This is a genomic window from Bacillus cereus group sp. BceL291, assembly GCF_051776705.1.
GTDB lineage: Bacteria > Bacillota > Bacilli > Bacillales > Bacillaceae_G > Bacillus_A > Bacillus_A cereus.
In genome coordinates, this window is record NZ_JBPWAP010000027.1 from 23,541 (window position 1) to 35,743 (window position 12,203).

Here is a 12,203-nt window from a genome sequence, read left to right on the forward strand (position 1 = left end):
ATAAATCCTTGTAAAAATTAAAAATATTTGAAATAATCGTCATTAAGTTGAAGTAGAGCGATTGCAGAAAAAGGTGATACGACTTTTTCTTACTTAATAATTGCATGATAGTTAAAAAATTCAACTAATTATATTCCGAAAGGGTGTGTGTAGTATCTTATCAACTAATGTTTTTACTTATAAATCTAAGGATGGAAAAACAATAATAATTAGAGAAGCTAAAGAACGGGATGCAGAAAGAATACTAGATTCTGCTTCAAAAGCTTTAATAAACGCTCCATACATGCTAAGTACGGTTGAGGATGTAAAAAAGGTGCGTATCGATGCTATTCAAAAAACGTTAAAAGCTTATCATGAAAATCCAAATTATGTACAGTTTATTGCTGAAGTTGATGGTAAGTTAGTCGGTGCAATAGATTTTAAGAACGGAAACAAAGAAAAAATTAGTCATCAAGGGGCTTTTGCGATGACCATACTACCCGAATATCGAAATTATGGTATTGGAAGAGCTCTTCTAGAAACGTTAATCAATTGGGCTAAAAATAACAGTAAGATTGAAAAAGTTTGTCTTGAGGTAATGGAAGATAATCTAGGTGCAATCCAATTATATAAGAATCTAGGCTTCTTTGAAGAGGGTAGAAAAGCAAAGGGTGTAAAATTGGATGGTAGCTATCAAGATTTAATATTAATGGCTTTATTCGTTTAAAATTGAACATTAATTTCAATATAAAAAGAGGGTCTTCATAGTCATCTCCCTGTTAAGTAGACAGTAATAGAAACCCTCTTTTTATATTTATCTCACATTAGCTTGCAGTAAAACTCCCCACTGATTATAGTTTCACTTTATTTTAATCCTTTAATTAAAGGTGACGCTTCCCCACTATGGAAAATCCATAGGTCATGAAGTGATCTCGTACATCCAACATATAGTAACTTTGCATCATGTTTTGTGTCTTTGTAATGTTCTTCATCCACATCAATTAAAAGCACCGCATCAAATTCTAAACCTTTCGCTAAATAGACAGGTACTACTGATATACCACCTTCATATTTACTTTGGTTTGCTTCAATTACGTTTACCGTTAATCCTGCATTTGTTAATTCCACATATATATCACGGCATTCATCTTCTGTTCTTCCGATTACCGCAATTGTTTTCACATCTGCATTTTGCAAATGTTTTACCGTCTTCACAATTTCAGTAAATTGATTTTCCGCATGAATTACTTTCACATCTTCTCCACTGCGGAAGACTGGTGTTGCGAGTCCTACTGGGATTTCTGCATTTTTAATTATTTCATTTGCAAATTCAATAATTTCTTTTGTAGAACGATAACTTCTTGTCAATTCATAATAACCGGTTTCTTGGAATACTTCCTTAAAAGCATTCCAATCTTCAATTCCTTGGTAATCATAAATCGCTTGCGATAAATCACCTAATATAGTGAAAGAATTACCTAATGTAATTTCTTTTAATACATAAACTTGGAAAGGCGAAAAATCTTGCGCTTCATCAATAACAACGTGATGAAACTTCTGCCCGATTTCAATCCCTGTTATACGATGATGTATGTATATTAAAGCTGGTAAATCTTCTACATACACTTCTTTTTTACGACAACTCTTTTCTGTTTCTTTAACAAGTTCTTCAGGTAATACCTCGAGTATTTCTTTACTTTTTACTATTGAACTATACAGTAAAAGAGCACTCATTTTCGGCCAAAACTTCATATATGCGTTCAGTCTCTTAGTCGCTTCTTTTTTAAGTAATTTTTTCTCGTTTGTTTCCCCGAATTTTTTAAGTTCAATTTCAATCCAGCGCTTCATTCGTCCTACTAATCGTTCTCTTCTTTTCTGTAAAGGATAATGTTTATATTCAACTTGCATCCATTTTTTAATATCTTCTACTGGAATAATCGCTCTATCCCACGCCTCAAAATCTTTTGTCGGAACTAACTCATTTTCAAATTGGATCATTCTCTCTTCAATAAACGTCTTAAATTCCAACGTACCCTTTAATTTACCTAGCATTATCTTCTTTTCATCACGATTAATTGAAAATGCTTCTTTCAATTTTTCTTCTGTCTGCTTTAGTTTCACTGAATCATCTAACGTACGTAATGCCCAATCCAGAAACGTTGTTTGACTAATATTCCCTACACCTAATTCAGGAAGTACACTCGAAATGTAGTCTAAAAACAGACTATTCGGCGCAAATACGATCATTCTTTCTGCTTCTAGTTGTTCACGATATTCATAAATTAAAAAAGCAAGGCGATGTAAAGCAATTGTTGTCTTTCCGCTCCCTGCAACCCCTTGAATAAGTAATGGTAAATTTCTTTCCGCTCGAATAATATCATTTTGTTCCGATTGAATCGTTGAAACAATATCCTTTAGCTTATTATCTTTATTCTCACCTAATCGATATAGAAGAAAATCATCGGCATGCGATACATCTTCATTTCCTTTTACATATGTATCAACAACACGTTCAAGTTCTCTTTTTCGAATGGAAATGTTTCGTTTTAAATACACATCACCTTCTACTAACCCATCTGGTGATTGATAAAATGCTAATTCTTCTCCACCGGTAAATGAATAAAACATACTGGCGACAGGCGCCCGCCAATCAATAATGATTGGCTTCATCGTGTCCATATCCGAAACCCCTACTTTTCCGATATAAATCGGCATAACTTCTTCTTTTCCATCTTCCTGAAAATCTAACCTTCCAAAGTACGGCTCTTGCACACCAATACGTAAGTTTTGTCTATTAGACTCCCTCATACTTTCAAGAATTTGCTCTTTAAAATCTTCTCCATAATAAACCGGGGTTTTTTCAAGCTTATCCAATTGCTCATCCATCGTATGTAAAGTATCCTTCATTTTTTGTAACTCATCTTCAAATATGTTGCTCATTTCGACGATTCCCTCCTGTCCGTTCTAATTTTTCAGTCGAAGTATCATTGTATTAAAAACCCAATCATAAAGTCAATAGTTTCCGTTTAAATTTTCCGAAAAAACTTACTTTTTATCTTTCTAATTTAAAAAGAATATGCAACATCAAAATCACACAAATACACATATAGTATAGTGATGCATACAAAAGATACTACTTTCTATTTGTCTCCTATTTAATTTATCCATTAACAAATATTGTAAAAATTAAAGACTTTAATCAATGGGCGTTTTACTGCCCACAAATAATAGGATAAATAAAAGTAAAGGAGGCTCTTCAAATGAATATTTTGAATCTATCTCAAGATTAAATATGCTTCTATCTGGCTGTATCCTTATGCTTTGTTGGTCAATTATGTATGTTGAAATATATAGACTTACAAAATCAGTCTGGCCATGTGTTATCATGCATGCAATCGAGGATGCTGTTCCTACTGTTTTAGTTACAATAACAGGGATTATTACTCTTACAAACAGTAGTGATTTTTGGTTAAATCCTACTAGCGGGGTCGCTGCTACTGTTTTATTTCTCGGAATTGGAATCGTACTAAGAACTATAAGAATAAAAAGAGAACGACAATTATTCACACAATAAAAAGCAGATAATGAATTCGTCATTATCTGCTTTCCAATTTTTAAAACTACCTTATTATATTTTTTGATACATAAGCCAGTCACCAGAGTCTATCACTTTCTTTAACATCTTTTTATTCTGAGCGATATACACATATGCCTCAATTCCCCTATCAGCAACATATACTGTTTGCGTGATTCGATCATATAAATCAGTCTCCGCATTACCTGTATATTCTTCTAGTTCATCTAACTTACACAATATCTTATCATTTACTACATAAACTTCTCCATACACCTGTTCTTCAATCGAATAAGTCATGGCCGGATATCCTTCATTCGTATCAAATAATTTTCCATATGTCCAAGCTCTGTCTGCGATGCATGTTGCACCTTGCATATAATGAGCATTCGTTTGTCCTCTTCTTAATGTGCCATAAACGAACACATGATACATAAATTCTTATCCCCTTTATATGTCTCTACTTTCTTATTTGTAAATAAGCACGAATCATAAAGTAACTCACTTCATTCGGAAGCTGTTCTTTAATAGATTTCAGCCCACCCTCTGCATTTTGAACGGCAGTTTCAATAAGAGATTCATACTCTGCTGGAACAAAGCTTTGCCAATCTACTTCCATTCCATCCTCATAGCAGCGAATTAAATGGTTTTCAATTGTTTGTCTTGATAAGTTACGTTCTTTTGCAATCTCATTCAAATCAATACCTTGTTTATACATTTCATATGTTTCTAAATGAGAATTTGCGGACGCTTTTCCTGACTTTTTACGCTCTGAAACTACTTCTGTCTTAATCGTTTCAGCATAATTTGGATTTTCCTCAATAAAATGCTGAACTGCTTGTAAGAAGTGCGAGCCATATTTCACAAGTTTGTGTTCTCCGATACCTTTTACCGTCAACAATTCAGAATCATTTTGCGGCATTTTCACACACATATCTTTTAATGTTTGGTCAGAGAAAATAACGAACGGAGGTACACCTTCTCCTTGTGCAATTTCTTTACGTACTTCACGAAGCACTTCAAATAAAGGATGGTCTTGAACAATTTGTCTTGTCTCTACTCGTTCTTTTCGTAAAACATTCTCTTTGCCAAGTAATACTTCTTTCCCTTTTTCAGTTACTTTTAACGTCGGATAAGTGCCATGTTCAACTGCAATTAACTCGTCTGAAATTAAAAACTCAATAAACTCACTGACCTCTTTTACACTACGGTTCGATAAAAGCCCATACGTTGGTAAAGTATGAAAATTAAATTCAATAACTTTCTTATTCTTCGACCCAGTTAATACTTGCGCTATCATTTGCTTTCCAAAGCGTTGGTTCGTTCTAATCATGCATGATAAAACCATTTGTGATTCTCTTGTCACATCGATGCTCTCGCGATTGTCTGTACAATTACCACAGCGTCCACAATCTTCTTTCGGTTCTTCTCCAAAGTATTGCAAAATGAATGATTGTAAACATTGTTCTGTATGACAGTAATCGGTCATATTTTGCAATTTTTCAAGTTCATTTGAAAAACGTGATTCTCCAGTTGATTGATCAATTAAAAAACGCTGTACTTGTACATCTTGAGAAGAATATAACAATATACATGTACTATCTAATCCGTCACGACCAGCACGTCCTGCTTCTTGATAGTAACTTTCCATATTTTTTGGAAGCTGATAATGAATTACGTAACGAATATTCGATTTATCAATACCCATCCCGAATGCAGATGTTGCTACCATTACACTTACTTCATCTCGTAAAAAGAGTTCTTGTTGCTCATTTCGATCACTATCACTCATACCAGCATGATATTTTGATACAGAAACACCTGCCTTCATCAAATCTTCATATAACTGATCGACTACTTTTCTAGTAGCTGCATATATAATCCCGGATTCCTTTTGATTTTGACGAATATAATCCGCCAAATATGCATTTCGATCTTGCCCTTTAATGACAGAAAACGATAAGTTCTCACGCTCAAACGTTGTCATAATTGTATTTTCTTGATTAATTTCAAGTGTGTTACAAATATCATCACGTACTTGCGGTGTTGCTGTTGCTGTTAATGCTAATACGAGCGGCTTTTCTGGAAGATAATCTAATATGCGATGTATATGTAAATAACTTGGACGGAAATCATGTCCCCACTGTGAAATACAGTGTGCTTCATCAATCGCAATCATAGGGATTTTCATATCAATAAGTTGATCAACAAACTCCATCGAATCAAGACGCTCAGGCGCCACATAAAGTAACTTGTAATGTCCTTGTTTCGCTAATTGAATTCGCTGATTTGCTTCTGCAATAGATATAGAACTATTAATATATGTAGCTGAAATGCCATTCTGTACCAATGTATCTACTTGATCCTTCATAAGTGATATTAGAGGCGATATAACCAACGTCGTTCCTTCAAATACTAATGCCGGAATTTGATAACAAATCGACTTACCGCCACCCGTTGGCATAATACAAACCGTATCTTTCCCATCTAGTACATTTTTAATTGTTTCATCTTGTCCTCTTCGAAACGAAGAATAACCAAAGTAGGACGCTAAAAGTTCTTGTGCTTTAGTAAACAAAAAAGAGTCACCCGCTTTTCTTTATCTTTCATCTACTTCTATTATATCAATCACTTATGCGACTTGAAAGGGATGATTAGATGCTTATTGTTTTTTCATTATTCTATGTTTCTTCACTTATTTAATATGAATTAGCATCATTATTTTATATGTTTTACAACATTTATAACGTAAATCCAGTACACAAGAAGAAAGAGTTTCAATTTAAATGTTCATTTTATTTCCCTTTCTTGAATACTACTAATCGTATACATATAAATTCAGGAGGTTACTATATGAAACATCGTAATATGAGTTCCATCAAGGCAAAAACGAAAACACAAAAACTCCAATTCTCTAATAATGATGCGTGGAAATATGAATCATACTATAAGTACCAGCCATTATTCTCTTATAAAAAGCTTTTTAATTTTCTTTCTCAACTTTTTAGACGTTAATATATGTGCAAAAAATATATCATTCACAGAATTTTTCTCAATATTAAATGTATAGACTTACTACAATTCAGTTGTTACCATATATAATAATCTGTTGGATAAACCCCTTAAGTTGACCTGCTTATATTAGCAGGTCTTTTTCATGATTACATACTTCTGTGTACCTCGATCTCACTTCCAAGTCTTTTCTCCATTTTATAACCATATTTAGATCCCAACAATTAATGATAATCATAAATTGTTGGGATTTAAATTGTTCACATATAATTATGCAATTCTTCTTTCTCAATACACAAAACACATTTTACTTGTTACTATAAAAGTACTCCAGATGAGTTTTTTGCTCATCGACATTATCTAGTTATTGGGGCCTGCCGCGGGAAGCAGGTCCCTTTGACTGTATGAAGGTCCCAATTTCATTTGGACACATTTACCAGGTTTTTTCAAAAGAATTTTATGATAACATTACGTAGTCGAGTCCGACATCTCGGCAATACCCTTTTGAGGGTCTGCAACTTCCCTTACAGACCCTCTTTTACTTTATATTCAATTTATTCATATATACCACAACACCATTCATTGAATTTCTCCATTTCAAATTCCCTAAAAATAATCTAGGACACGTAACTAAAAATAAATCTTCATCATACTTTGAGTTATACATGTTCAAAGGAGTGTTACTATTTATGTATTCTTATTGGCAATCGTATTACTCCCCCTACCATAACCCTTATGTAAACTATGATTTATCCGCACGGAACTACCGAATTAGTAAAAATGAGAATTTTTTAAAAGGGTATATGCGTTCTTTATGGGAACAACACGTCGCTTGGACGAGATTGGCTATTATAAGTATAGTATTTAATTTACCAGATGTTAATGTTACTGTTGGACGACTTCTACAAAACGCAACACATATGGGACTATCACTTGAACCATTTTACGGTGAGGATGCAGTGAAAAAATATAGTGCATTAATTAAAGATCACTTAGTAATTGCAGCGGATCTTGTTAAAGCCGCAAAAGCTGGTAATCAAAATGCAGCGGCCGCTATAGAGAAAAAATGGTACGCTAATGGTGACGCAATTATTGAATTCCTTAACAGGATCAACCCATATATAGATAAAGAAGAATTTAGAAAAATGTTTTATGAACATTTAGCACTAACGAAAGCAGAAGCACTTGCCTTCCTAAATAAAGATTATGAAGCAGGAGTAAAACTTTACGATAAAATTGAAAAAGAAGCATTAGAAATGGCTGACATGATAACAAACGCAATCGTAAAACAATTCCCGCAAGTCTTTCAATAAAGTGAAACTTTAATCAGTGAGGGGGTTGTTCATCCCCCACTGATTATCAGCTCTCACCAATCGGCTTATTTAGTTTTCTCTCCATGATATTTCACCTCTCCTCTTTACATTTAGCTTATATCGATATATTTTATTAATATCCGTTTTTTATAGGAGGAAATAGTTTGATTAACGCGATTGGTCTCGTTTTTATACTTACAAATAAACACGAGAAAAAAAAGAAAGTTTACTTAAATGAAAAATTTGCACTAATAGATATTATTGATTCTAAAGAAGTATTTGATGATGAAGGGAATCCTTTAGTAGAACTAACATGTAAATACAGTATATATTTAGATGAAAAATATTACTGTAAATCTCTCGATGATTATACCGGACAAGTCTTTCCTTTCTTAAGTGCAAAAATAGGAAATGGTCTTCTAAGAAACTTAAACTATTACTTTTCTTACGTTGATGCCTATGATAAGAAACCACCAGTTAAAGAAATAAGACCACTTATGAAACAAGTAACTAACAGATAGCCAAAAATACCAAAAAAAGAAAGCATCTAACCCTGGATGTTTTCTTTTTTATTAAAAACTCATTAACTTTCATCCTCTTCTAAAAGTATGTATCCAAGCATATTTTAAATTAAAAACATTGGAGGATTAGAGTGAATGAAATACTCAGAAACAATTATAAGCAAACGACTTCGAATACTTAAAATGACGGGTATGTTTTTCATGCTAGTGTTAATAGCATGGATTGGCTATACAAAATTACTTTATGAAAACGGCTTTCTTCAAGAAAAAAAGAATTCAGTAGAAGTAATGAACACTAGCATTACAGGAGAAATAGAGCAGCTTTTTCATATAAACTTGCAAGGTTATCGAAAAACAAGCCTTGATGCTGTTATAGAAGCCAGTAAAACCGATCCAAGTGAACTATCCTTAATTGAACTAGTCAACAAATCCTGCTCGCGAGATTGCATAGGTGAACCAGTTACATATGTAAACTCAAACAATGGATATATCTTTTATAAGGAATCTAATGGAACTAATGTAGCTATAACGGTTAAAAAGAAAGACACATGGGTAATTGTAAAGAAATCTGTTCAAGATGGAATATAATCACCCAAAAAAAGAGTACGCATCGTACTCTTTTTTATTATTAATACCCTTCCTCTTCATGCCTACAATGGCATTTCGCTTTTGTTTTACAATGACATTTTTCACACTCACACTTCGGTTTCTCTTTGCAACAACACTCGTGAAAATCATTGCGCTTACATCTACATCTCCCAAACATTAAATCATCCCAAAATTTATTACAATCTTGAAAATGTCCACAATGACAAGTATTTCTCATAAATATGCTTCCTCCTTGATAGAATTCATCATATTCTATGTTTGAAAGTATACAAAGGCTTGTTTATTAGTCTATTTTCTCCATATTATAAGTAGAGTTAAAAGATTAAATAAAAATAAAAACCGTCACATGACGGCTCTTATTTTTGCAAACTACTCTTTTGTATAAAAATATTTAATTCCTTTCATATCTAACCAAGCAGTTGCTTTGTCCAGTTCGTTCCCTTGACGATAATCTGTTTCGAAATACACAAGCCCTTGGTTATCTCCACGAGATATTATTTTAGAAGTATATCCAAGCTTATCCATCATTTGAATCATGTCAGAAATTAAATTTACACCAAATTCATAAGTAACTACTTTGCTATATTTATTCACTATAATTCCAACCCCTTCTTGTTTTTTTATCGGCTCAACAATTTGATTTGTAAACCAAGCTAACGGCTTATTTCCAATCAGCTTATTTAAATCACACTTGCCGATACCAGCCACATTTCCTGTCTCTGTGTATTGCCAAATATCACATGGATACGCCGGTTTGTTACCACCATAACGAGGAATCCATACAAAATCACAATTGACATTTTCCATTCCAAATGGAGCATACATATGATGAGCAATATATAAACCGACTTTCTTAGCTCCTAATCTGCGTAATTCATCAATAAAAGCTTGTGCACCCGCTCTCATATCGTTCATTGTTCTTACTTCTACGTCAGCTACCCAAACTGTTGCATTTTTATCACCACGGTTCCAAAAGTCTCTTGCTTCTATCCGTGCATCCTCTACTGAAACGAAACGACAGAACGCATAATTACCAAACGGAATATTCCTTGCTTTCATTGCTTGTACATAATTTTTATATAAAGGATCTACATAGTTTGAACCATCTTGCACACGTGCAATTACGAAATCTAATTGTGGTGCTGCGATATCCCAGTTAATGTCGCCATTCCATTTCGAAATATCTACAATATAACCCATTATTTAACATCTCCTTTTTCATTATTATATTCAAAGCTTGTTTTTTTGTTATTATCAACTAATAAATAGTATGAGAGGTATTATATTATTGGGTAATAATTTAAAATTCGGCTTATGTATTGAGAAAACAAAATATTATTACGGGTTTAATAAGTAAAGATTTACAAAACTCTAAACTATATAAAGTGAAACGATAATTAGTAGGAGGCTACGAGCAGTGTAATTCCCACCTAATTTCTTAGCTTCATCCGAATTTTGAGGTGAGAATTTTACTTCCCGCAAATAGCTTGATAAATAAAACCACCTTTCTGACAGGTGGTTTTGTGTACTAATTTACATATAAATTGTCCATATTTTTATAGTTACTTAATATACTTGTTAACTAAAAATAAGACAATTTTTAGTTTTTAATCAAACCAATTTTCGTTTTATCTCACGTACTCATAGTACCATTTACGTGCATCTAACCAAGCTGTAAATTTATCGATATTCCCGGACGGATAGCCATTCGTTATAGCATAACCAATGCCATCTTTTTGAACGACAATTTGTCCATCAATACCCGCATCAACCATAGCTTGAGCCAAATCTTGTAAATTACTAAATGCTACACCACCAGTTTTTACTTTGAGCAAATTCGCTGCACCTCCTCCAGTTTGTCCTGTAAGAGCAAATACAATAGAATTAGCGATTTTATCAACATTCCATTTTGCCATGTCGGATTCATTATCAATAAACCCTAATTCAATAAGAATAGCCGGTGCCTTCGTTCCATTTAATACTGCTAAATCTGTACGTTGTTTCGCACCTCGATCACGCCATCCAATATCTTTTGCTAGTTGAGCTGAGATTTTAGCCGCCAAATCTTTCTGATCATAATATAAAACCTCAACACCCTGTCCATTTCCATCACTTGCATTAAGATGAAAAGAAATAACTAAATCCACAGCATGGGAATTGCTATTCCGAATGATATTATTTAAATTTTGTGATTGAGTTGCCCCTACCTCGTCCGTATCGTCATAAACCGTGTGTCCTAGGGCTCTTAACTTAGCCGCCACGGCATCTTTAACTTGCCTATCTAGAACGTGTTCTTTCCGATTCCCGAAATTAGCACCTTGAACAATACTATTGTGTCCTCCGTGCAAACTATATCTAGCCATTATTCATCAACATCTCCTTTCTTAATATCTTATTCAAAACTTGTCTTATTGCTATTCCCACTTACAATCTTAACTGTGCCCATACGTCCTATATTTTCTAAAAGTTATGCAATTTGTTTTCGATATAAAAAAGCTATCGCTTCATAAATCGAATGATTTATTCTCTAAATTACTTTTACATGAATGACGACACGAACAAAAAAGCATCACCCTTTCGGCGATGCCTAAAAACTCTATTTTACTTTTCAGCTCCCTAAATAAATAGAGTTTAAAATCACTGAAACTACACCTATATTTCCTCCCCTTCCTTCACAGCTTCTTTCAACCTCTGCAACATATACCCAATTCCTTTACACCCCTCTAGCGGATATGTAATCATTTCTTCTGGATATAACTTTGTCACTACTTTTTTATGCTTCTTCCCTGCTAGTAAGACGATTTCGTCAAACTGTAGTAAACTTTTATCTACCATCTGTTTTTGTAATTGCTCTATACTTATTACCTCATCGCTTTTTGAATCAAATGCAAGATCATAGTTTTCTAATACAATATCACTTGGTCTTAAAAATCCATGTTTCGCTGATAATATAACCCAGTTTTCGAAAAACATAGTTGCGTACGCCTGACATGCTTTTCCGAACGGACTAATATATACATCTTTTGCTTCCATCGGTCCGTAGTCTGAATGTTTATCCCAAATTTTCTTTTTTCCGCATGGAATTATACATAGCCTTTTCATATATATTTCTACTCCCTTTACTTTGGTAAATAAAATTCGTTATTTTGTACATTTTTTTCTCGAGATACTATATAATAATTCTGAAAGTTAAAA

The 12,203-nt window shown here is 33.4% G+C and carries 12 protein-coding genes and 1 pseudogene; 6 read left to right on the plus strand and 7 right to left on the minus strand.

Annotation, left to right across the window (positions count from 1 at the left end; all coding sequences use genetic code 11):
* Nucleotides 1–145: 145 nt before the first annotated feature.
* Complete coding sequence (locus ACS2CR_RS17810; protein ID WP_000337114.1) at nucleotides 146–706, plus strand: GNAT family N-acetyltransferase; 561 nt, start codon at nucleotides 146–148, stop codon at nucleotides 704–706.
* Between the two features lie 137 nt (nucleotides 707–843).
* Here the strand turns inward: ACS2CR_RS17810 and ACS2CR_RS17815 are convergent, their stop codons facing one another.
* On the minus strand, nucleotides 844–2,919 hold the full coding sequence (locus ACS2CR_RS17815) for a HelD family protein (protein ID WP_153602582.1): 2,076 nt from the start codon (nucleotides 2,917–2,919) through the stop codon (nucleotides 844–846).
* A gap of 319 nt (nucleotides 2,920–3,238) precedes the next feature.
* Here ACS2CR_RS17815 and ACS2CR_RS17820 point away from each other — a divergent pair.
* Nucleotides 3,239–3,553 (plus strand): annotated as a pseudogene (locus ACS2CR_RS17820) (CPBP family intramembrane glutamate endopeptidase); the annotation flags it as partial.
* 54 nt (nucleotides 3,554–3,607) lie between these two features.
* Here the strand turns inward: ACS2CR_RS17820 and ACS2CR_RS17825 are convergent.
* Entirely contained in the window at nucleotides 3,608–3,988 is a 381-nt protein-coding gene (locus ACS2CR_RS17825) for a gamma-glutamylcyclotransferase family protein (RefSeq protein WP_053512414.1), read from the minus strand.
* Nucleotides 3,989–4,013: 25 nt separating this feature from the next.
* Complete coding sequence (gene recQ, locus ACS2CR_RS17830; protein ID WP_000494270.1) at nucleotides 4,014–6,131, minus strand: DNA helicase RecQ; 2,118 nt, start codon at nucleotides 6,129–6,131, stop codon at nucleotides 4,014–4,016.
* Between the two features lie 275 nt (nucleotides 6,132–6,406).
* Here recQ and ACS2CR_RS17835 point away from each other — a divergent pair, with 275 nt between their 5' ends.
* The 4 genes from ACS2CR_RS17835 (at nucleotide 6,407) to ACS2CR_RS17850 (ending at nucleotide 8,987) form a co-directional block, all read left to right on the plus strand.
* Nucleotides 6,407–6,568, plus strand: coding sequence for a hypothetical protein (locus ACS2CR_RS17835; protein ID WP_000682739.1), 162 nt, complete (start codon nucleotides 6,407–6,409; stop codon nucleotides 6,566–6,568).
* A gap of 686 nt (nucleotides 6,569–7,254) precedes the next feature.
* The gene (locus tag ACS2CR_RS17840; protein WP_053512415.1) at nucleotides 7,255–7,878 is read left to right on the plus strand and encodes a hypothetical protein; all 624 of its coding nucleotides are present in this window, start codon (nucleotides 7,255–7,257) and stop codon (nucleotides 7,876–7,878) included.
* A gap of 164 nt (nucleotides 7,879–8,042) precedes the next feature.
* Nucleotides 8,043–8,399, plus strand: a complete 357-nt coding sequence (locus ACS2CR_RS17845) for a hypothetical protein (RefSeq protein WP_053512416.1) — start codon at nucleotides 8,043–8,045, stop codon at nucleotides 8,397–8,399.
* A 135-nt stretch (nucleotides 8,400–8,534) separates the two neighbouring features.
* Nucleotides 8,535–8,987, plus strand: a complete 453-nt coding sequence (locus ACS2CR_RS17850; protein ID WP_000877572.1) for a hypothetical protein — start codon at nucleotides 8,535–8,537, stop codon at nucleotides 8,985–8,987.
* Here the strand turns inward: ACS2CR_RS17850 and ACS2CR_RS17855 are convergent, their stop codons facing one another.
* The 4 genes from ACS2CR_RS17855 to ACS2CR_RS17870 form a co-directional block, all read right to left on the minus strand.
* Nucleotides 8,988–9,161 (minus strand): hypothetical protein, encoded by a 174-nt coding sequence (locus ACS2CR_RS17855; protein WP_000503011.1) that lies wholly within the window; start codon nucleotides 9,159–9,161, stop codon nucleotides 8,988–8,990. It abuts the gene before it with no gap.
* Between the two features lie 216 nt (nucleotides 9,162–9,377).
* The gene (locus tag ACS2CR_RS17860) at nucleotides 9,378–10,208 is read right to left on the minus strand and encodes a GH25 family lysozyme (RefSeq protein WP_000540614.1); all 831 of its coding nucleotides are present in this window, start codon (nucleotides 10,206–10,208) and stop codon (nucleotides 9,378–9,380) included.
* A gap of 428 nt (nucleotides 10,209–10,636) precedes the next feature.
* Nucleotides 10,637–11,371, minus strand: a complete 735-nt coding sequence (locus ACS2CR_RS17865; RefSeq protein WP_000135280.1) for an N-acetylmuramoyl-L-alanine amidase — start codon at nucleotides 11,369–11,371, stop codon at nucleotides 10,637–10,639.
* Between the two features lie 289 nt (nucleotides 11,372–11,660).
* Nucleotides 11,661–12,110 (minus strand): DUF6884 domain-containing protein, encoded by a 450-nt coding sequence (locus ACS2CR_RS17870; protein ID WP_000824872.1) that lies wholly within the window; start codon nucleotides 12,108–12,110, stop codon nucleotides 11,661–11,663.
* Nucleotides 12,111–12,203: the final 93 nt, after the last annotated feature.